This is a genomic window from Flavivirga eckloniae, from assembly GCF_002886045.1.
Taxonomy (GTDB): domain Bacteria; phylum Bacteroidota; class Bacteroidia; order Flavobacteriales; family Flavobacteriaceae; genus Flavivirga; species Flavivirga eckloniae.
The window spans coordinates 1,541,531-1,562,463 of the sequence record NZ_CP025791.1 but is presented as its reverse complement, the minus strand read 5'-3'; the positions used below and the strand labels follow the sequence as shown (position 1 = coordinate 1,562,463).

The window sequence follows — 20,933 nt, the reverse complement described above, 5'->3', positions numbered from 1 at the left end:
AAGCTAAATCAATGGTAGTTCTACGCGTATGATGATATTCGGGTACTAATAAAATTATACAATAATTGCTGTTTGGATATGTAGTTTTGCAGCGTATTGTATAAATTATGATGTATAATTCGTTTTTATGGTAAATAATTGATTGTGTGATTCTTAGATGGTGTGTAGAGATAGAGTTACAATCAAGAATGCTTATTGAATTGAAGTATTGTGTTTATGAAAAATATAAGGGAGATATGCAAATGAATAATCAAAATGGAGAGTAAGGAATATTCATGGAATCATGATTTGAGCGAGGTTGTTTTTGCTTTAATGGAGGCCTGTTTGCATATTGAGTATTTATAGGAGTGTGATGAAAGTTCTTATGATGTTTTTTAAGGTTTAGAGAAAACCGAGTCTAGAATGTGTTTTACCAGATATAATTTACACTCTTTTAATTTTTATTTAAAGGTTGTTAAATTATAGTTTTTAAGTGTTTTGTGTGTGTTGTTTAATGTTCTAGTATAAGAATAGTAACGGATTTTGAAACGCTAATTTTTTCGATTAAATTCAGACTTTTTTAGATTCTTTTAGTTTTAGGGATTATACCTCTATTATTTTTATACATTGCTAAGTACTGGTATTTCTTTCTCTGTCAATAATATTTCTTTCAGTTTAGCCTTGATTTTCTCAGTTCTATATTCGTTAAATTCCTTAATTCCACCCCAATTTAGTTCACAATTCTCGTCTATATAATTCCTTCGCTTGTAGGCTTTAATTTGCTCTTCGTTATTAGAAAAATGTTCTCCTAGCCAAATTTCTGGGTTTTTTGCTTTTTTAGCTAAATTTTCCTCTCCTTGTAGAAGTTGAAGGTTGTAAAGGAAATTAGCTTCTGTAAGATAGTCCCCATCTAGATCTGTGTTCTTGGGTTTAAACTTCGATTTCGGATAAATGTGATCAATATGAAAAGTTGAATTTTTATAATCTAAATCTGGATATAAAATTTGTAAAATTGGAAGAATTGCGGGATTTCCATATTGAAAGTCCATCATTCTATCGATGTCATCTCTTGATATTTTTAAGGGTTGTACTTTGCTTATAGCCAATTTATTATTAACCATTTTAAAATTTTCCGCTGTTCTAATGATTTTTGCTACAACCTCTAATTTACCATCTAAAGAAGTTGTGAAATAACTTGTGATTTGTGCGTTTCGCACAAATTTGAGTAATTCAGTTTTGTCTTCTTGTACTATGTTTTTCTTTTTGAAAATGTAATATGCGACAGCTGATAAAATGTAAGCGGAAGAAAGTTGGTTTGTATAACCAAACTCTTTTAACAATTTTGTTGCTTTAAAAATCGTTTCGGTTATTCCTTCCCAATTATCCTCAATTTTATTGATATTACTTTTGCTGAAATTCTTTAGTTGAAAGATATGGTTGCTTTCGGTCAGTAGTAAGCAAGTTTTTAACACTTGGTCCCTTCCCATTACTCCAAAACCCTGTTCTTTTAAAGAGTCGACAAATTTATTCATCACATCACGAATGTCAGTCGAGAAATTCGCAGTCAAAATCGACATTAAAAGGTCAGAATATGATAATTGTGTTCCGCCACTATTTACACGAATAAAAATCTTTAAAACTTTATCAAGGTTTTTTTCGGTTTCCTCAAAATATGAAATCAAACTTTTTGTGCAAAAAGCATCTTTTAATTTTTCAAGTATTTCCGCTTCGTTGTCCGAAAGGTTTTTCTCTCTAGCATAGCTTACAATACTACCCAATTCAAGAATATCACCAATTTTAAACCAATAATTATTTTCATCGATTTTTGGAATCGTGTTTTTACGAAGAAAATCGAAATCGAAGTTGTCATCTGGATTTTCTTCATTTGGTTGGTATCTTAAATTTAAGAAAAGTTGTTTTTCCTCAAACGCATTTGGATTGTCCCACCACGCTTTTGGTTTTTTCAGAGTTCTCGTACCTTTAAGTCCAATGTAAAGCGAAGTCAATCTTTGTTGCCCGTCAAGTACAATAGATAAATCATCAGAGTTGATTTGTTCTATGTTTACTTTTTCATTATGTGTTTTTCGTTCATCGTAGTTTTCTATGAACTTATATAGTTGAAAGTTCAGTTTTTCAGAATCTTCTTTAGCATCTTTATTGGTTTCAATATCGTCTTTCTTGAGTTTCCAAAACAGGAATGAGCCAATTGGATAACCTCTTAAAATGGAATCAAAAAGTTGTTCGATTTTCTTCTCTTTTGCTTTTCGTAACCAAACATATTCTCTTTGAATGTCAGGTAGAAAATAGCTTTGGTTTAAGTCCTCAATTACATTTTTTATTGATACATCTCTGAATTGCCCCATATTTTTTCAAATGCTTGTTGGTTAGTTTTACTTGTGCCTAACAATATGATATGATATGAAACATTAAAATGATATCATATTGTTAGGCAAATTTAGAAGAAAATTTTTACAAAATCAAATTTGAACCAAAAACTAATTAAAGCTACTTTTTTTAATAATTCTTTTGGAAATGCAGCTTTAGTTCTATTTGGTTTAGAAGCAGGTATGTTTCTTATATAAAAAAGGTTAGGATGTAATTTTTCATAATCCCGATGATAATTTTCATCAAACCAAAACTTTTGAAATGGATTATGCCTAAATACCTTTGGCTATTTTTTATTCAGGTTTGTTAATATAGAAATTCAATAAATCAATAGCTTTTTGATTATTTAGTTTTTTTGCAACAAGCATAGGTGTTTCTTGCCCCATGACTTCTTTAATAGATGGATTCCCGCCACTTTCAAGTAACAATTTTGCTATTTTTAAATGGTTATATCTAATACTCTCTACCAGAGGTGAAGCCATAAATTCTGGATGTTGATAATTGGGGTCTATTCCCATATTAAGGTAGAATTTTACTAATTCAAAATCATCTTCCTGAACAGCCTTAAACATGGATTTCCAATCTCCTCCTGACATGCGTTATTAATTTTCTTTTAGTTGCTAACTAACCGCTATATTCTTTTTCTGCTTGTTTGTATTGCAAAAGATAAAGTTTCGTTTCAATGAATTTTATTTGTTGTTGAACTAAGTTAGCTGAAAATTTTTATAAAATCAAGTTAGAGCGAAATACTAATTATGGCTCTCTTTTTAGTAACTCTGGAAATTTGGATTTAAATCTGTTTAATCGCGGAATAGATACGTTTTTTATATAGGGATGGTTGGGATGTAACTTTTCGTAGTTTTGATGATAATCTTCTGCAATCCAAAACTTTTGAAATGGATAGACTTCTGCAGCAATCTTAACGCCTAGTTCTTTTGCTAGAACCGCTTTTTTCTTTAAAATGATTTGTTTTTGCTCTTCATTTTGATAAAAGATAATAGAACGGTATTGAGAACCTCTATCGTTACCTTGTCCGTTTACTTGGGTTACATTTTGTGATCCAAAGTATACATCGACTAAAGTTTCGAAACTTACAATTTTAGGATCGTAAATAATCTCAACGGCTTCTGCATGTCCCGTTCTACCAGTATTGCTGGCTCCGTAGGTTGGGTTTTTAGTATATCCGCCAGAATAGCCTGAAATAGATTCTTCAACACCTTTTACACTTTCGTAAATAGCTTCTACACACCAAAAACAACCACTGGCAAAATAAGCACGAGCTTTTCCATTTTTTATAGGAACTTCAATAGGGTCTGCGTTAATAACAGCTTGTTGTTTTGATTTATCTTGTGCTGTGTTTTGACAGCTAAATAGGAGGGCTAAAACGAATAGTGGAATTATCTTTTTCATTGAGAATATGTTTTTCATGTTGTAATAGACGAATAAAATTATAAAACCTTAAAAGCTGATAAAAAAATAGAATTATCAAGAAGCTAATTTTGTATCCTTGTTAAGCTTGCTTGTCGTCAAGGAGGTGCAATTGTGGCAATTTAGTTTTATATTAGATTTTATTTAAGAGATTCCCTGCTGGCAGCTACGGTGTACTCATATCTTTTTAAGTTATTTTTCCTATTAGCTTTGTGAAATTTTAATCTATATAAGCTGAGACAGTAAACTAGAGCCTGAGTACCACGATAATTAAGACACGAATTGCACAAATTTACACGAATAGAATCTCAATGTGATTGGGGTTATTTTCAACATAAATACGAATATAGCTTTTAGTCTGTCTTAAACCCATACAGATTTTAAACTTGCTATGACTTTAGCTTGGAAAATCATGCCTTTAACTTAGTGAACTAGTAGATAGGATAATTCGTGATAATTAGTGAAATTAGTGTCTACTTTCTTATGTAATATTATTTTTTAAGTATGTCTATAAGCTATGTATTAATATTTGTGGCTATACCTTAACTGCCGGCAGATAGGTTCGTTTGCTTCAACTACGCTCAGCACGAGCTGTTCTGGATGACAATAAAAAAAGCCTTCATGAAAATGAAGGCTTTAAAAATATATGTTTTGTAATGGATTATAGTTTTGAAAACATTTTTTCCATTTTCGCTTTTTGTTCTTCGGCTAAAGCGGCATCTACCAAAATTCTACCACTATGCTCATCTGTAATTACTTTTTTACGAGAAGCAATTTCCACCTGTACTTGTGGTGGTATGGTAAAGAAAGAACCTCCAGAAGCACCTCTTTCAATAGGTACAACTGCTAAACCATTTTTTACATTTGTACGAATTCTGACATAGGCAGCTACTAGTCGCTCTTCAATTTGAGTTTTGTAGGTTTCAGACTTTTCGATTAAAGCTTGTTCTTCTTTTTCGGTTTCAGCTAAAATGGCATCTAATTCACCTTTTTTGTGCTTTAAATGTGTTTCACGTTCTTTTAAACGCTCTTTGGTTTCAGCTATTACTTGTTTTTTCTGCTCTATTTGAGCTTTGAATTCTTTAATATGCTTTTCGGCTAATTCAATTTCTAATTCTTGAAATTCAACTTCCTTAGTTAAAGAATTGTACTCTCTGTTATTTCTAACATTTTTTTGTTGTTCGCTGTACTTCTTTATTAAAGCTTTAGATTCTTCAATAAGATTTTTTTTCGAAGCAATATCGTTATCGATAACCTCTAAACTTGAAACAAGTTTTTCTAATCTTATGTTTAGTCCAGCAACTTCATCTTCTAAGTCACGAACTTCTAAAGGAAGTTCTCCACGAACATTTCTTATTTCGTCTATACGAGAATCAATTAGTTGTAAATCGTAAAGAGCTCTTAGGCGCTCTTCTACAGTTACTTCTTTCTTTTTAGCCATACTTTAAAAATACTTAACAGGATTGGTAGTTATCTTTGATAAAATGACTGCAAAATTAGTAATTTTTTTTGTAAGATATGCTACTAAAAGGTTTTTTGTGTATTGTTCGCTTTCATAATGACCGATATCTGTCAAAAGAATGCGGTTTTCTGCTGTAAAAAAGTCATGATATTTTAAATCTGCAGTTATAAAGACGTGAGCACCAGATGCTTTAGCGGCTTGGATGGCAAAACTTCCGGAACCTCCTAAAACTGCTACTTTTTTTATTGGTTTGCTCAAAAATGATGAATGTCTGATGCATGCCGTGTTCATTTTTACTTTTAAATAGTTTAAAAAGTCAGGCTCATCCATCGGCACTTTTAATTCGCCAACCATACCCATGCCAATGTTTTGGTTTTTATTCTCCAATGTGGTTATTTCGTATGCAACTTCTTCATAACTATGGGTGTCGAAAAGGGTTTTTATAATTTTCGATTCTAAATGTTTTGCGTATGTAACCGTAATTTTGGTTTCGGCTTCGGTATGTATTTGTCCTTTTTCTCCTTTTGTAGGGTTAGAGCCTTCATTACCATTAAAGGTGCCGTAACCTTCTACATTAAAACTACAGTCATCGTAATTACCAATGCTTCCTGCTCCTACATTAAATAAAGCGGCTCTTAGCTGCTCTGCTTCATCTTTTGGTACGTAGGTTGTTAGTTTTTTAATGGTTTGAGATTGCGGAATTAATATGCGTTTATTGGTTAGTTCTAACTGATTGCAAATTATATCGTTTACACCTTGCAAGGCGTTATCCAGGGCGGTGTGCATGCTATAAATGGCGATATCGTGTTTAATGGCTTTCATAACCACACGTTCCACATAGTTTTTACCCGTTAGTTTTTTTAAACCTTTAAAGATAATGGGGTGAAAACTAACTATAAGATTACAGTTTTCCTCTATAGCTTCGTCTACTACGGCTTCGAGTGTGTCTAACGTAACAAGTACGCCAGTTAGTTTTTCATTTTTGTTACCTACCAAAAGACCAACATTGTCGAAATCTTCAGCGTAAGCTAGTGGTGCTAATTTTTCTAAGTGGTTAATAACGTCTTGAACAATCATACCATTTGTGTTTATTTTCAAAGATAAAATAATTACATTCGTTGCAATGATTTTTTTGCGTTACATTTTGTTTCCTGTGGTTCCCGTTTACTATTTAGTAACATGGCTAAGGAATAGGTTATATGATTTAGGAATTAAAAAATCCACGGCTTACGATTTTCCGGTGATTTGTGTTGGTAATTTAAGTGTTGGAGGCACTGGTAAAACACCCATGATTGAGTATTTGGTTACCCTTTTGAAGGATGATTTTTTAGTGGCTACATTAAGTAGGGGGTATAAGCGCAAAACAGAAGGTTTTCAATTGGCCAATAAAGATGCTACGGCAGAATCGATAGGGGATGAGCCTTTTCAATTTTATAATAAGTTTAAAAATGATATTCTTGTAGCGGTTGACGCCAATAGGACTAATGGCATTAAACAATTGCGATCTATTGATGATCAGCCAGAAGTTATTTTGCTAGATGATGCTTTTCAGCACAGAAAAGTAAAAGCTGGATTCAATATCTTACTTACTACGTATAGTAATCCGTATTTTAAGGATGTTGTTTTACCAACGGGTAATTTACGCGAACCTAGAAGTGGATCGAAACGAGCAAATATTATTGTAATTACTAAGTGTCCGAACGATTTAAGTGATGCTGAAAGAGATGCTATTTTGAAGAAAATAGCTCCTGAAACCAATCAACATGTGTTCTTTAGTTCGATTAGCTATTCAAACAATGTTATTTCCAGTAACATGACTAAATCTATTGAAGCTTTAGAAGATTTTACTTTGGTTACAGGTATTGCTAATGCTACCCCTTTAGTTAATTTTTTAAGCGAAAAAGAGCTGAGGTTTGAGCATTTAAATTTTAAAGACCACCATGAGTTTTCAAAACAGGATATTGTTGAGTTAAATAAAAAGGAATTAATAGTGACTACCGAAAAGGATTTTATGCGATTAAAACAATATGAATCCTTACAAGATAAGTTGTTCTATCTACCCATTAGCGTGGTAATTAATGATACTGAAAAAATGAATGGGCTGATTAGAGATTTTGTAAAAACTAAGCTGTAGCCGATTTATCGTTATTAGAAGCTAATGCGTTGTAAAGCTTTTTCTCGAACTCTTCTTGTTTAAATGGTTTTGGAATAATATCGGTAAAACCAGCTTCATCAAATTCGTGCATTTTATCTTCAATGGTAACGGCCGTTAAAGCAAAAATGGTTAGTTCTTTATCGAAAGCTCTAACTCTTTTAGTAGCTTCCATACCGCTTATTCCTGGCATGTGAATATCCATTAAAACAATATCGTATTTGTTGGCCTTAATCATTTCAACGGCTTCTTCACCATTATCTACTATATCACATTTAAGACTCATTTTGGTAAGAATCTTTTTGGTGATCATTTGGTTGATTTTATTGTCTTCAACAACTAAAATCTTAACATCGGAAAGATCTAATTCGTTAGTATCTCCGTTAAAGTAAGCGACCTTGTTGTCTTTTTCTTCTTCAACAGATGTATACTCAAGTGGTATTTCGAAATAGAATGTTGTTCCTTTGTCTAATTCACTTTTAACGTAGATGGTACCTTTTAAAATGTCGATTAATCCTTTTACAATGGAAAGACCTAAACCGGTACCACCATATTTACGGTTTATTTGAATAGAACCTTGTGAGAAACTCTCAAACATATTGTCTTGTTTCTCCTGACTAATACCAATACCGTTATCTTCTACCTCGAAGCGTAAGGTGTAAATGCTGTCTTTTTCTTCTATTTTATAAACTCTAATCCAGATATCTCCATCTTTGGTAAACTTAATAGAGTTACCAATTAGGTTTATAAGTATTTGAGAGATCTTAAGTTGATCGGCAATAAAGTTCTCAGGTAAATTGTTGTCGTACTCGAAGTGAATTTTAATATTGTTGTCTTGTGCCGAATTGTTAAGAGCTAAAACAATATTGTTTATTTTCTTCTTTAAGTTGAAAGATTCTGGCTCTATGTCAACTTTATTAGCTTCAATTTTATTTATTTGAAGGATGTCGTTTATAAATGTTAGAAGATAATCCCCAGAAAACTTTAATGATTTTAAATGCTGAACTTGTTCGGGTTTTGGGTTTTCATCCAGTAACATGTTACTTAATCCTGTAACGGCATACAGAGGCGTACGTAGCTCATGAGTTACCGTAGACAGGAAATTGGCTTTGGTTTTAGATGCCAATTCTGCTTTTTCTTTTGCAATAATAAGTTCCCCATTTTTTTTATGAAGCATATTATTGGTTTTAAGCCTAATGTTATTGTTTTTGTAAAGTGATAAGGTGAGTAGCGATAAAATGGTGATTAAAGCAACACTTAAAATAGAGATTAAGGTACCAAGGTTTTTATCGTCTTCGGCTTTTTCTAACTTTTCTACAATTTCAATATTCTTCTCATTAGCTTCATTCAATAAGTATTGTGTTTCTTGATCTTTTGAAGAGTTTAAGCGTGTTAAGTCTCTTATAGAATCTGTAAGTGTTGAATGCTCGCTAAAATAATCTCTGGATAGTTTATAGTTTTCGGTAGCATAGTATATATTACTAACCACTAAATACCCTTCATTAAGTATGGCTGTAAAGTTATTTTCTTTAGCAAGTGTTAAACCTTCATTGGCAAAGCTCAAAGCCTTTTCATAGTCGCCTAGTTTATGGTAAATGATACCATGATTAATAAGTGCCTCGCTTAATATTTTTTTGTAATCTCCTTTTTTTGCTTGAGCCAAAGATTGCTCAATAATGTCTCTAGCTTTTTCGTAATCATCTAAAAACATATAGGTCTTACCTTCACATAAAAGAATCTCGGCTAAATTTTCATTTAAACCTTCTTCCTGGAATTTCGACTTAGCCGCTTTATAGGAATCTAGGGCTTGCGCATAATCCTTTTTGGTTAGATAAACATCTCCGAAAGTTTTATAAGATTTACCCAGATTTTTGTTGTCATTAATAATTCTTTGTACTTCAATTGCTTTATTAAGGGATTTTATGGCGTTGTCTTCCTCCTCAATTATAAGTTGAAGTTTTCCTTTTATGGTGTAAATAATTCCAATACTCTTTTTATTATCTGATTTTTCGGCCAATTTTAAGGCTTCATCTAGATTTTTTTGAGCATCGTAGTAGTTGTATTTTTCCAATTCAACCTGAGATTGCTCAATACGATAATTAATACTATTTTGCTGTATCTCAGGGTCATCATCGATTGTTTTTTGCGATGAAGCACAGAGGCTGAATAGCATTATTATAAGATATATGTAGTTTTTAACCTGGGACATATTTATTCAATATTACCGACAAATATAATTATTTTATCGACAAAATACACTTTTTTTCCGACAAATTGCATATTAAATCAATTATTCGTTTGGAATAACCACTTTCATTATCGTACCATCCAATTATTTTCACCATGTTTCCAATTACAGATGTCATACCCGAATCGAAAATGCAGGAGTGTGTGTTTCCTACAATATCAATAGAAACGATAGGATCTTCTGTATATTCTATTATGCCTTTATAATTATTTTTTGACGCTTCTTTAAAAGCATTATTAATATCTTTTATCGAAACATTTTTTTTCACATTAAATGTAATATCTGTTAAAGAACCATTTATTACAGGAACTCTTATACCGCAACCTCCAATAACATCAGACAAATCTGGAAATATTTTAGTAAGCGCTTTTGCGGCACCTGTTGTTGTAGGCACTATAGATTGTCCGGCAGCTCTTGCACGACGCAGGTCGCGATGAGGTTGATCGTGTAAACTTTGATCGGTAGTGTAGGAGTGTACCGTAGTAATGTATGCCTGATCAATGCCACAGAGGTTATTGATAACATCAATCATAGGGGCTGCATTATTTGTGGTACATGATGCATTGGAAATTATGGTTTCAGATCCATCGATACTACAATCGTTAACACCCCTAACAATGGTTTTTATTGAGTCTTCAGCTGGCGGCACACTTAGAATTACACATTCTGCTCCATTATTTATATGGTTTTGTAGTTCGGATGTTGTTTTAAACTTTCCGGTAGCTTCAATAACAAAATCTGGGTTATATGGTTTCCAATCTGTTGCTTCTGGATGATTGTTATTGAGTAAAGGAATCTTTTCTTCGTTAACTATGATATGGTTGTTATCGTAGGATATAGAACCATTAAACAAGCCATGTATACTATCATATTTAAGAAGATGGCTTAACGTTTTGGCATCTGCCAAATCGTTAATAGCTACAACCTTTATGTTATTATAGTCTTGAAGTAATCTAAAAACACGCCTACCAATTCTACCAAAACCATTGATTGCAACAGTAATCATATATTTAATTTATGTGTTTTTGTGCTCGGTAAGAGGATCTTACCAAGGCGCTACTTTCAACATGACGGAAACCTAATTCAAGACCAATGTCTTCATATTCTTTGAATTCGTCTGGGTTTATGAATTTTTTTACCGGTAAATGCTTTTTGGTAGGTTGTAGGTATTGACCAATGGTAACGACGTCTACATCATTTGCTTTTAAATCGTGAAGTGTTTCTATAACTTCTTCCTTGGTTTCTCCTAAACCAAGCATAATACCAGATTTTGTACGTCTTTGTCCTTGTTGTTTTAAATACTTTAAAACGCCTAAACTTCTATCGTATTGAGCTTGTATACGAACTTCGCGGGTTAAACGTCTAACAGTTTCAATATTGTGCGATACAACTTCTGGAGCTACATCTACAATTCTATCGATATGTTGTTCGATACCTTGAAAGTCTGGAATTAAAGTTTCGAGTGTTGTTTCAGGATTCATTCTACGAACCGCTTTCACGGTTTCAGACCACATGATGCTTCCCATATCCTTTAAATCATCCCTGTCTACACTGGTTAAAACGGCATGTTTAATTTTCATGATCTTTATAGATCGCGCTACTTTTTCAGGTTCATCCCAATCTACGGTCTCTGGTCTGCCGGTTTTTACACCACAAAAACCACAAGAACGGGTACATATGTTTCCTAAAATCATAAAGGTAGCTGTACCTTCTCCCCAGCATTCACCCATATTTGGACAGCTTCCAGAGGTGCATATAGTATTTAGTTTATACTTGTCGACTAAACCTCTAAGTTCTGTATATTTTTTACCTGTGGGTAATTTAACCCGAAGCCATTTTGGCTTAGCTTTTCGCTCTGGTAATATATTTGAAGCGGTTTCTGAATTCATATATTAAAAAATAAAGGGCAAAGATACAAATAATGCTTTTAAAAGTAGCTTATAAAGTCGTGAGGTACCAGATGCTAAATCCTATTAAAAAAGCTATTCCCAACCAACTTAGGATATGAAGCTGTTTAGAGGGGTGCCAATCTTTAGGTGTATGTTTACTGGAGATTAAACGATAGTTTATAATGGCATAAAAAGGCGCTGTAATAAAGGATAAAATGGTAGCTATTTTTACAAGGAAACCCATTTCTGATGCAAAAAAGAAAAAGATACCTATAGTTCCAATCGCTAATAGGGCTATCCAAAAGCTATAGTTGAATTTTGATGATGTACTAAAAAGTAACTTTATAGTTTTTGTCATGGCTCTTGGCGAGGCATCTAAAGTTGTTAGGGTTGTGCTAAACATGGTTGTAAATGCTGCGATACCTATAATTATATAAGCCCAATCTCCTAAACTACTTGTATACATTTTTATTAATTGATTAGAAAAAGCGCCTGCCGCATTACTAAATGTTTCTCCATTGTTAAACATAACTAAAGCTCCTAATGAAAGAAAACCAATGCCTAAAAAGATTGTGCTTATGTAGCCAACATTAAAATCGAATAAAGCGGATTTAGGACCATAATTTTTCATATCCTTCTTTTTTTCGATACACCATAATGATTGCCATACAGAAACATCTAATGGGGCTGGCATCCATCCCATAAATGCAATTAAAAATGTAATTTCTAAACTATTTTCTGGTAATACTTGTTTAAATGAAACTGGGTCGGTATTATTTAAAGCCATGGTTACGGCTACTAAGGTGCTAATGGTTAAGGTGATTATGATAATCTTCATTAGCTTATCTAATAGTTTATACTTACCAACGATTAGTAGTAGTAAGCAAATGGACGTGATAATAACTGTCCAAATCTCGGTGCTATTAATAGCTCGGTTGCCAATTTCGAAAGCAGGGAAATCACCAAAAAGAGAAGATGCCAAGCCGGCAGTTACTACGGTTACTGCAGCTTGAATGGTAAACATGGTTGCTAAGTTTAGTATAAAATAAGCGATTAAAACCTCTTTGCCTAATTTGTTGTAGCCATCTAATAAACTTTCGCCTGTTGCAGTAGCATAGCGTGGACCGAATTGAAAAAACGGATATTTAAAGATATTTACTAAAAGCAATGCCCAAAGTAATCCCAAACCAAAATCGGCACCAGCACGGGTAGATTGTACCAGATGCGATACACCAATAGCTGCACCGGCAAATAATAAGCCTGGACCTAAGTTTTTGAGTTTGTTAATCATCTGCTTTTTCGAATAATTTCGGCAAGTAGCTTTTTTGCACGTAGTAATTTTACCTTAACATTATTTATAGGCTCATCTAATTCTTTAGAGATTTCTTTATAGCTTAATTCTTGAAAATAGCGCAGGTTTATAACTTCTTGATAATGCGGTTTCAATTTTTTGATATCTCGTAGAAGTTTTGCTAAATGTTGTTCGGTTATTAGTTTGTCTTCGGGGGAGGGAGATTCGTCTAAAACCTGAAAAACATCGCCATCATTTTTAGATATAATCTGTGCAATGGAATTTTTTTCTTTACGTAGTAAATCTATGTGGATGTTTTTTGAAATGGTGATTAACCATGTTTTAAATTTAAAATCATCATCAAAAGTATCAATTCTATCAAATGCTTTGGAAAACGTTTGTATAGTGATGTCTTCTGCATCATTTTCATTTTGAATACGCTTTAATTGAAAGCCATATACATCATCCCAAAAGATGTCTAACAAGTAATTAAACGCTTTTTGGTCGTTTTCTTTTGCACGTTTAATAGCTTCGCTTATTTCCAATAATTAGGTTTTGATATAAGATTATTTATAAAGATAGTTAATTGTACTATAATTAAAAAAACTTCAAGGAAAGGTAATAGTACTAACAGGTCTTTTTCTCTTAATTTCTTAGCAGATTTATTATAAATGACATATTGAAAAATCATTCTGAACAATACCAGAGCCAAAACAATTTCCCAGTTGTATGGTATGGAGAATAATAAGATGGCTAAACCCCAAAATAACAATTGGGAACTGTAAATTAAGGTAAGCAAAATTTTATGCTTTAATTTATAGAATTTAGCCGTTGAAACGTGGCGTCTTTTTTGTTTAAACCAGCTTCTAAATGAGGTTTTTGGAATTGATTCTGTGAAGCTGTTTGTAGTCACACAAATCGATGTATTCTTTTTATTAGCTACTTGGTTAATAAATAGATCGTCGTCTCCAGAAGGTAGTTTCATATGATCGACGAAACCATTGGCTTTAAAGAATTTGGTTTTTGTGTAAGCCAGATTTCTTCCAACACCCATATATGGCAGCCCTAATTTTGCAAAAGAAAAGTAGTGTATTGCTGTTACTAGTGTCTCGAAACGGACGAGTTTATTTAAAAAGGAGTTTTTAATTTTTACATAACCGCCGTAACCCAAAACCAGATGCTTTTTATCGCTAAAATGAGCGGTCATATGCTTAATCCAATGTTTGGAGGCAGGTTTGCAATCGGCATCAGTAAACAGAAGATATTCATGTTTTGAAGCCTTGATACCAAGTGTTAAGGCGTATTTTTTATTTGCCCAAAAGGCTTCGGTATTTTTAACGTTAACAATTTTAATGTTTTTATGTTTACTTGCAAATTGCTCCATGACTTGTAATGTATTGTCATTAGAGGCGTCGTTAATTAAAACAATTTCAAAATCGGGATAATCTTGATTGATAACTAATGGTAAAAAGTTCTGTAGATTCTCAGCTTCATTTTTGGCACAAATAAGTACGGAAACAGAAATGTTCTTTTTGTATTTTTTTGCTTGTTTAAGGAAAGCAAACCTACTGAAGAAAAAGGTATAAAAGATGATTTGAATAGCAACTACAACAATAAATGCGTAGAAAATAAAATCAAGAAATACCATAAATTATTACGAATGTTGAGGTTCGTTGCAATCGCTAAATTGATCAGGAGTTTTTCCGCAAAAGCCACAAACTTCACCTTCTTTATTTAGTACGGGGTTTTGACTTGCACAAGTACCTGCAAATTTGCCGTCTTTTTTTGCCCAAATTTTAATGGCTATACCTGCAATTCCTAACCCTAATAGGATGATAGTTATTAAAAGAAGTTTCATGTGTTGATATTTATTATTTATCAAAGGTCATACTTCGACTTCGCTCAGTACAAGTACTTTGGCTTCACTCAGCATTAGTACTTCGATTTTGTTCGGTACTGGTACTTCGGCTGCATTCGGTATTAGTATGCGGCATCTTGTACAAGATCCTTTGCGTAACCAGAAGGTTTTTGTAAAAGATGTTTCCTTATGATTTATTTTGTGCAAAGATAATGCTTTTCGTTAAAAAAGCGGCTAAATATATGCTCAGATATGGAATGGGTGACGGATTGTATTAGTTAGTGTCTTATATAGTGTATATTAAAATACTTACTAACTAAAATTGATATTTATGAAAAAATTATTTGCAGAATTTTTCGGAACATTTTGGCTTGTTTTTGGAGGCTGTGGTAGTGCTGTTTTTGCAGCAGGCTATCCGGATTTAGGAATTGGTTTTGTAGGCGTGGCACTAGCATTTGGACTTACCGTGTTAACCATGGCTTATGCTGTAGGGCATATTTCTGGTGGTCATTTTAATCCAGCAGTGTCTCTTGGCTTATGGGCAGGAGGGAAGTTTGAAACCAAAAACCTATTAGGTTATATATTTGCTCAATTAGTAGGAGCAGTGGCAGCCGCAGGAGCTTTGTATTTAATAGTAACCAATAAATCTGATTTTGTAACTATTGGTGGTTTTGCAGCTAATGGCTATGGTGATTTATCTCCAGATGGTTATTCTTTAACAGCAGCCCTAATAGCAGAGTTTTTACTAACAGCTTTTTTCTTGCTAATCATTTTAGGAAGTACTAATAAAAGAGCGCCTAAAGGGTTTGCGCCTATTGCTATTGGTTTAGGTTTAACTTTAATACATTTAATTAGCATTCCAATAACAAATACATCGGTTAATCCGGCACGCTCTACGAGTCAGGCATTGTTTGTAGAAGGAGCGTATTTATCGCAACTTTGGTTGTTTTGGGTGGCTCCAATTGCTGGTGCTATCGTAGCAGGTTTTATACACAAAGCTTTATTTGATAAAGAATAATAAAACTACTTATAAGCAAAAGCGGTTATATAAAAAGTATCATTTTAAATGACGTTTTTTATATAGCCGCTTTTAAGTGTTGAGTATTAGTTAAGTCTGCTTTACTGTAAGCTAATTTCTGCGACTTTGTTCTCTATTGAAGCAATGGTATTTCCACCTTTAGGTTCAATAGTAATATTTAAAGCGAGCGCATTTTCTGCATAAGGGATAGACATAAGTTGTCTGTCTGATTCGCTTAAAATACCTAAGCTTACCATCTTACCTTGCAACTCTGCCCATATTTGGTAGCATTGTTCTTCTGGTAGTTGAGGTAACGAAACCACATCGATCATAGATGTTTTTTCTTTAGGGTTTATATAAGCAACCGTTTTTAAATCTTTTGCTCTTTCATTTCCTGTAATAATGTACTTTTCAGTTTCAGGGTTGTTAAGCTTTAACAACTGCCTCATAACATTATCAAGCAAGAGATTGTTTTTTTCGATATCACTTCGTAGATCAAAAATTTCGTCAACTACCACTTGGTTTTCTTGAGATAGTTTGCGTTTTTGACTGTAGAAATGATACGATGTTCCAGCAAAAATTAAGGCTGCAATACTGGCAGCTATACTAATTTTATGCCACGCTTTATATTTATTTTTATTTCCAGTGTTTAATTCAACAACTGGTTTATCATCTAGTTCTTCTAAAATGTTATCTAAGATATTTTTAGGGGCTTCAACAGCATTGCTTTTAGCAACAATTTCTAAATTGTATTGCAATGTGTTGTATGCGTTCTGTACTTCTGGATATCTTGAAATATAAGATTCAACCTTTTCTGTTTCAGCAGAAGAGGTTTCACCTAATAGATATTTTTCTAAAAGGCCAGAATTTAAAAAAGTAGTTATTTTCTCATTCATGACTTAGTTTAGTTTTAGGATTATAAATTTTTTTCAATTCTCGTAACCCAATTTTTAATCTCGATTTTATAGTACCCAACGGAATATCCAATTCATCGCTGGCTTCTTGCTGCGTCATACCCTCAAAAAACAGTGCGTTAATCACTATTTGGTATTTCTCATCAAGTGTTTTTAGATGTGTTTTTATATCTAAAACGTCTTGATTGAGTTCATTCGATGTAATTTTATATACGGAAGATGTCTCTATTTGGACTTCCTTACCGTTTTTATTTTTTAACGATCTAACTTTGTCAATAGCAGTATTATAGGCAATTCTATATAGCCAAGTAAATAATTTTGCTTTATTAGCGTCGTATTTTTTCGAATATCTCCAAATTTTCACGAAGCTTTCTTGAAGCACGTCCTGCGCCACGTCGTCATCTGTAATTATCTTTTTAATAACCCCAAATAACGAATCTGAATAGCTTTCATAAAGCAGTGAAATGGCTTTTTTATCGCCATTTTCTAGGAAGTGGATTATTTCTTTTTCTGTGGATGATATCAAGGTAAATTTGGTTTTTAACGATAAGCCGTATGGTATGTAATTTACGTCAAAGTTAGAAATTTCTTTTAAATTACAAGATATTTACCTCTGTTTCAATTGAAATATTAAAAAGTCTTTTAATTGTTTTCTGTATTAATTTAGAAAGATTTAGGATGTCCAATCCCTTTGCATTACCATAATTTACGAGTACTAACGCTTGATTTTTGTGTACGCCATAATCGCCAAATTGCTTACCTTTAAACCCTGCTTTTTCAATAAGCCAACCTGCAGGTACTTTTACTTCGTTTTCTGAAACAGGGTAGCTCGGAATATCTGAAAAATTTTGCAACAGTGTATTAAAATCGGATTTTGAAATCACGGGGTTTTTAAAAAAACTACCGCTATTGCCTATTTCTTTAGGGTTAGGCAGTTTACTTTCTCTAATAGCTATAACAGCTTTCGAAACATCTTGAATAGTTGGTTGGGTAACCAGCATCACTTCAAGCTGAGAAGTAATGGCACCATAGCTTATATGAAGCTTGTGGTTGTTTTTGCTAAGAGCAAATGTAACACTGGTTATAACGTACTTTGCTTTGGCGTGCTGTTTAAAAATAGAATTCCGATAACCAAAATCGCAAGCCTCTTTTGTAAATGTTTCTATAGTTTTCTTTTCTAACGATATGGCTTCGCACGACACAAATACATCTTTCAATTCTACTCCATAAGCTCCAATATTTTGTATAGGGGCCGTACCAACGTTACCAGGAATTAGCGATAAGTTTTCAATACCTCCAAAATCGTTATTAATGCACCAAAGTACAAATTCGTGCCAATTTTCGCCTGCATATGCCTTAATGGTAACAAAATCATCATTTTCCGATACGATTTCGATACCTTTTAAATTAATGTGTATAACAAGCCCTTCAAAATCTTTAGTTAGCAACATATTACTGCCACCTCCTAGAATAAGTTTGTCAGGGTACTCTTTGAGGGTTAAAACCTGTTTTAAGTCTTCTATGTTGGAAACAGAAACGAAAAATTTTGCAAATACATCAATACCAAAAGTGTTGTACGGTTTTAAGGATATGTTTTCTTTTATGTACACTATTATTTATTGTAAACTTTTAAAGCTTCTTTTAATATGTTGACTGCTTTTATAAGACTTTCCTTTTTTAATACGTAAGCAATACGTATCTGGTTTATACCAACTCCTGGAGTAGAGTAAAAACCACCAGCAGGAGCAACCATTATTGTTTCACCATCAACATCAAAATGCTCTAGAAGCCACTGTGCAAAATCGTCGGAGTTTTTTACAGGCAGTTCTACAATGCAATAAAAAGCACCTTTAGGCTTTGCTACTTTAACCCCGTCTATTTTTTGTAATTCAGAAATTAGTGTATTTCGTCGTTCTACGTATTCTTTATTAACGGCATCAAAATAACTCTGAGGGGTATCTAATGCAGCTTCACTAGCAATTTGCGCCAGTGTTGGCGGACTCAAACGTGCTTGAGCAAACTTTAAAACAGTTTGTATAAGTGCTTTGTTTTTCGATACTAAACACCCAACTCTTGCACCGCACATGCTATATCGTTTTGAAACAGAATCAATCATAATAGTATGATCGTCGAGTCCAGTTTCTTGCATAACAGAATAATGGGTATTCCCATCGTAGGTGAATTCTCGGTAAACCTCGTCGGCAATTAAAAATAAATCATGTTTTTTAACTATGGCCGCGAGTTTTTGTATCTCTTCTTTTGAATATAAATAACCGGTTGGATTACCAGGATTACATATTAAAATAGCCTTTGTTTTTGGCGTAATTAGTTTTTCAAATTCTTCAATAGGCGGTAATGCAAAGTTGTTTTCAATTTTAGAAATTACCGGAACTACTTTTACTCCGGAAGCTGTTGAAAATCCATTATAGTTAGCATAAAACGGTTCTGGTATAATAATTTCGTCATCTACATCCATGATACTTCCAAAGGCAAATAAAAGCGCTTCGCTACCTCCGGTAGTTACCACAATATCATCATGGGCCACCTGAATGTCATGTTTAGAGTAATAGGCAGAAATTTTTTGTCTGTATACTTCAGAACCTTCCGATCTTGAATATGCTATTACATCAATATTACTTTCCTTAACAGCTTTTAAAGCAATTTCAGGGGTTTTAATATCGGGTTGTCCAATATTCAAGTAATAGATATGTTTTCCTTTTTTTACAGCTTCTTCTGCATAAGGAACTAATTTACGTATAGGGGAAGCAGGCATCTGCTGCCCTTTCATAGATATTGTTGGCATTTATGATAATTTATGCTGCAAAGTTGAGAAAATTATCTTAAATTTTTTTTAAAAAACTGGACTAAATATATAAGATAATCTAAAAGATTCGTAAATTCAATATATGAAAATTACTTATCTCTCAGTCAAAAGAGTTTTAATTCTTATTTTAATATTTTTTTGTTCCATTGTCTTTGGTTTTTCTCAAAGCAAATTTGTTGTTCAAAATAAAAAGCATACAGATAAGATTAACTTCAAATTAATTAATAACCTAATCGTCATTCCTGTAGAGGTTAATGGTGTAGATTTATCCTTTTTATTGGATACTGGCGTGAGTAAGCCTATTATTTTTAATTTTTTAAATGTTTCAGATACGTTGAAAATAAAGGATACCGAAACTATCTTTTTAAGAGGTTTAGGAGAAGGTGAATCTGTAGAAGCATTAAAATCTAAGAATAATGTTTTTAAAATCGGTGATGCTATTAATTTAAAGCAGGATTTATATGCGGTTTACGATTCTAATCTCAATTTTGCACCTAGGTTAGGGTTTCCAGTTCATGGTATTATTGGTTTCGATTTGTTTAAGGACTTGGTGGTAGAAATAAGTTATTCTAAAAAGATTTTAAAACTAACAGATTCGGATAAATATGTTTACAAGGAATGTAAAAAATGCGAAAGGCTTAATCTGGAGTTTTACAATAATAAACCTTATATAAACACAGAGGTAAGGATGAATGAAAGAATGATTCCTATTAAATTATTGATAGATTCCGGAGGAAGTGATGCTTTATGGTTGTTCGAGGATGATTTGTTAGGAATAAAATCCAGCGATAAGTTTTTTCACGATTTTCTGGGGCATGGATTAAGTGGCAGTGTTTATGGTAAACGTTCGAAAGTAGAAACGTTTTATTTAAAAAGTTTTGAACTTAACAAGGTTAATGTATCGTATCCGGATTCTGCATACATAGCATATGCAAGAAGGCATAAAAACCGTAACGGTAGCTTATCTGGTAATATCTTAAAGCGTTTTAATGTTATTTTCGACTATAGGAAGGCATTGGTTACGCTTAAGAAGAACCATTATTTTGGTGAAAAGTTCCGGTATAATAAAAGTGGTATAGAGCTAGCTCATAACGGATTTAGGTTGGTAAGAGAGCAGGACAACGTTATTAAAGTTGCTGATGTTAGAGGAAATTACGGAGATTCCCAAAACCAAAACGGAACAAGAATTATAATGAACCCTCAATATAAACTGTCGTTAAAACCAGCTTATGAAATAGTAGAATTAAGAGAAAACTCTCCGGCAGCACGATCGGGCTTGCGCAAAGGCGATATAGTCTTAAGTATAAACAATAAGGGAACGCACCAATTTAAGTTACAGGAATTAATTCAAATGTTTTATGAAGATGAAGGTAAGCGTATAAAAATAAAAGTTGAAAGGGATGCTATTGTTATGACTTTTGAATTTGAATTAGAAAATATTTTTCAATAAAAAAGCCTTCATATTAATATGAAGGCTTCAAAATA

At 33.0% G+C, this 20,933-nt stretch carries 19 protein-coding genes; 3 read left to right on the top strand and 16 right to left on the bottom strand.

The window, feature by feature from the left end; all coding sequences use genetic code 11:
• Positions 1-599 precede the first annotated feature (599 nt).
• From C1H87_RS06555 to C1H87_RS06535, 5 genes are all read right to left on the bottom strand, one after another.
• Positions 600-2,342, bottom strand: a complete 1,743-nt coding sequence (locus C1H87_RS06555; protein WP_102755044.1) for a DUF262 domain-containing protein — start codon at positions 2,340-2,342, stop codon at positions 600-602.
• A 315-nt stretch (positions 2,343-2,657) separates the two neighbouring features.
• Positions 2,658-2,960, bottom strand: a complete 303-nt coding sequence (locus C1H87_RS06550) for an ankyrin repeat domain-containing protein (protein WP_102755043.1) — start codon at positions 2,958-2,960, stop codon at positions 2,658-2,660.
• 157 nt (positions 2,961-3,117) lie between these two features.
• Positions 3,118-3,774, bottom strand: a complete 657-nt coding sequence (gene msrA, locus C1H87_RS06545) for a peptide-methionine (S)-S-oxide reductase MsrA (RefSeq protein ID WP_102755042.1) — start codon at positions 3,772-3,774, stop codon at positions 3,118-3,120.
• Positions 3,775-4,453: 679 nt separating this feature from the next.
• Positions 4,454-5,233, bottom strand: a complete 780-nt coding sequence (locus C1H87_RS06540) for a zinc ribbon domain-containing protein (RefSeq protein WP_102755041.1) — start codon at positions 5,231-5,233, stop codon at positions 4,454-4,456.
• 3 nt (positions 5,234-5,236) lie between these two features.
• The gene (locus C1H87_RS06535; RefSeq protein ID WP_102755040.1) at positions 5,237-6,331 is read right to left on the bottom strand and encodes a Nif3-like dinuclear metal center hexameric protein; all 1,095 of its coding nucleotides are present in this window, start codon (positions 6,329-6,331) and stop codon (positions 5,237-5,239) included.
• A 46-nt stretch (positions 6,332-6,377) separates the two neighbouring features.
• Between C1H87_RS06535 and lpxK the strand changes: the two genes are divergently transcribed.
• Positions 6,378-7,388 carry a tetraacyldisaccharide 4'-kinase gene (lpxK, locus tag C1H87_RS06530; protein ID WP_102755039.1) on the top strand — a complete coding sequence of 337 codons (1,011 nt, stop codon included), beginning with the start codon at positions 6,378-6,380 and terminating at the stop codon, positions 7,386-7,388.
• Here lpxK and C1H87_RS06525 read toward each other — a convergent pair.
• The 7 genes from C1H87_RS06525 to C1H87_RS06495 form a co-directional block, all read right to left on the bottom strand.
• Positions 7,378-9,579: an ATP-binding protein gene (locus C1H87_RS06525; RefSeq protein ID WP_233783374.1), complete on the bottom strand. Its 2,202-nt coding sequence runs from the start codon at positions 9,577-9,579 to the stop codon at positions 7,378-7,380. The genes lpxK and C1H87_RS06525 overlap by 11 nt on opposite strands.
• Before the next feature lie 64 nt (positions 9,580-9,643).
• Positions 9,644-10,660 (bottom strand): type I glyceraldehyde-3-phosphate dehydrogenase, encoded by a 1,017-nt coding sequence (gap, locus tag C1H87_RS06520; protein ID WP_102755037.1) that lies wholly within the window; start codon positions 10,658-10,660, stop codon positions 9,644-9,646.
• A 4-nt stretch (positions 10,661-10,664) separates the two neighbouring features.
• The gene (lipA, locus tag C1H87_RS06515; RefSeq protein WP_102755036.1) at positions 10,665-11,543 is read right to left on the bottom strand and encodes a lipoyl synthase; all 879 of its coding nucleotides are present in this window, start codon (positions 11,541-11,543) and stop codon (positions 10,665-10,667) included.
• A 49-nt stretch (positions 11,544-11,592) separates the two neighbouring features.
• Entirely contained in the window at positions 11,593-12,834 is a 1,242-nt protein-coding gene (locus C1H87_RS06510) for an Nramp family divalent metal transporter (RefSeq protein ID WP_102755035.1), read from the bottom strand.
• Entirely contained in the window at positions 12,831-13,379 is a 549-nt protein-coding gene (locus tag C1H87_RS06505; protein WP_102755034.1) for an RNA polymerase sigma factor, read from the bottom strand. Before C1H87_RS06505 ends, C1H87_RS06510 begins: the two co-directional genes overlap by 4 nt.
• Entirely contained in the window at positions 13,370-14,482 is a 1,113-nt protein-coding gene (locus C1H87_RS06500) for a glycosyltransferase (protein ID WP_102755033.1), read from the bottom strand. The genes C1H87_RS06505 and C1H87_RS06500 overlap by 10 nt, the downstream gene beginning before the upstream one ends.
• Before the next feature lie 6 nt (positions 14,483-14,488).
• On the bottom strand, positions 14,489-14,692 hold the full coding sequence (locus C1H87_RS06495; RefSeq protein WP_102755032.1) for a membrane or secreted protein: 204 nt from the start codon (positions 14,690-14,692) through the stop codon (positions 14,489-14,491).
• A 331-nt stretch (positions 14,693-15,023) separates the two neighbouring features.
• Here C1H87_RS06495 and aqpZ point away from each other — a divergent pair, with 331 nt between their 5' ends.
• Positions 15,024-15,710 (top strand): aquaporin Z, encoded by a 687-nt coding sequence (aqpZ, locus tag C1H87_RS06490; protein ID WP_102755031.1) that lies wholly within the window; start codon positions 15,024-15,026, stop codon positions 15,708-15,710.
• A gap of 101 nt (positions 15,711-15,811) precedes the next feature.
• On the opposite strand, the gene C1H87_RS06485 is transcribed toward aqpZ, so the two are convergent.
• From C1H87_RS06485 to C1H87_RS06470, 4 genes are all read right to left on the bottom strand, one after another.
• The gene (locus C1H87_RS06485) at positions 15,812-16,606 is read right to left on the bottom strand and encodes an anti-sigma factor (protein ID WP_102755030.1); all 795 of its coding nucleotides are present in this window, start codon (positions 16,604-16,606) and stop codon (positions 15,812-15,814) included.
• The gene (locus C1H87_RS06480) at positions 16,599-17,150 is read right to left on the bottom strand and encodes an RNA polymerase sigma factor (RefSeq protein ID WP_102755029.1); all 552 of its coding nucleotides are present in this window, start codon (positions 17,148-17,150) and stop codon (positions 16,599-16,601) included. Before C1H87_RS06480 ends, C1H87_RS06485 begins: the two co-directional genes overlap by 8 nt.
• 70 nt (positions 17,151-17,220) lie before the next feature.
• Positions 17,221-18,234: a UDP-N-acetylmuramate dehydrogenase gene (murB, locus tag C1H87_RS06475; protein WP_102755028.1), complete on the bottom strand. Its 1,014-nt coding sequence runs from the start codon at positions 18,232-18,234 to the stop codon at positions 17,221-17,223.
• Between the two features lie 2 nt (positions 18,235-18,236).
• Positions 18,237-19,427, bottom strand: a complete 1,191-nt coding sequence (locus C1H87_RS06470) for a pyridoxal phosphate-dependent aminotransferase (protein ID WP_102755027.1) — start codon at positions 19,425-19,427, stop codon at positions 18,237-18,239.
• Between the two features lie 103 nt (positions 19,428-19,530).
• Between C1H87_RS06470 and C1H87_RS06465 the strand changes: the two genes are divergently transcribed.
• Positions 19,531-20,898 (top strand): PDZ domain-containing protein, encoded by a 1,368-nt coding sequence (locus C1H87_RS06465; RefSeq protein ID WP_102755026.1) that lies wholly within the window; start codon positions 19,531-19,533, stop codon positions 20,896-20,898.
• The last annotated feature ends 35 nt before the right edge of the window (positions 20,899-20,933 follow it).

Excerpts from the sequence above, each read along its gene's own strand:
- C1H87_RS06555 (WP_102755044.1), bottom strand. The coding sequence starts at position 2,342 with ATGGGGCAATTCAGAGATGTATCAATAAAAAATGTAATTGAGGACTTA.
- C1H87_RS06550 (WP_102755043.1), bottom strand. The coding sequence starts at position 2,960 with ATGTCAGGAGGAGATTGGAAATCCATGTTTAAGGCTGTTCAGGAAGAT.
- msrA (WP_102755042.1), bottom strand. The coding sequence starts at position 3,774 with ATGAAAAAGATAATTCCACTATTCGTTTTAGCCCTCCTATTTAGCTGT.
- C1H87_RS06540 (WP_102755041.1), bottom strand. The coding sequence starts at position 5,233 with ATGGCTAAAAAGAAAGAAGTAACTGTAGAAGAGCGCCTAAGAGCTCTT.
- C1H87_RS06535 (WP_102755040.1), bottom strand. The coding sequence starts at position 6,331 with ATGATTGTTCAAGACGTTATTAACCACTTAGAAAAATTAGCACCACTA.
- lpxK (WP_102755039.1), top strand. The coding sequence starts at position 6,378 with ATGATTTTTTTGCGTTACATTTTGTTTCCTGTGGTTCCCGTTTACTAT.
- C1H87_RS06525 (WP_233783374.1), bottom strand. The coding sequence starts at position 9,579 with ATGCTATTCAGCCTCTGTGCTTCATCGCAAAAAACAATCGATGATGAC.
- gap (WP_102755037.1), bottom strand. The coding sequence starts at position 10,660 with ATGATTACTGTTGCAATCAATGGTTTTGGTAGAATTGGTAGGCGTGTT.
- lipA (WP_102755036.1), bottom strand. The coding sequence starts at position 11,543 with ATGAATTCAGAAACCGCTTCAAATATATTACCAGAGCGAAAAGCTAAG.
- C1H87_RS06510 (WP_102755035.1), bottom strand. The coding sequence starts at position 12,834 with ATGATTAACAAACTCAAAAACTTAGGTCCAGGCTTATTATTTGCCGGT.
- C1H87_RS06500 (WP_102755033.1), bottom strand. The coding sequence starts at position 14,482 with ATGGTATTTCTTGATTTTATTTTCTACGCATTTATTGTTGTAGTTGCT.
- C1H87_RS06495 (WP_102755032.1), bottom strand. The coding sequence starts at position 14,692 with ATGAAACTTCTTTTAATAACTATCATCCTATTAGGGTTAGGAATTGCA.
- aqpZ (WP_102755031.1), top strand. The coding sequence starts at position 15,024 with ATGAAAAAATTATTTGCAGAATTTTTCGGAACATTTTGGCTTGTTTTT.
- C1H87_RS06485 (WP_102755030.1), bottom strand. The coding sequence starts at position 16,606 with ATGAATGAGAAAATAACTACTTTTTTAAATTCTGGCCTTTTAGAAAAA.
- C1H87_RS06470 (WP_102755027.1), bottom strand. The coding sequence starts at position 19,427 with ATGCCAACAATATCTATGAAAGGGCAGCAGATGCCTGCTTCCCCTATA.
- C1H87_RS06465 (WP_102755026.1), top strand. The coding sequence starts at position 19,531 with ATGAAAATTACTTATCTCTCAGTCAAAAGAGTTTTAATTCTTATTTTA.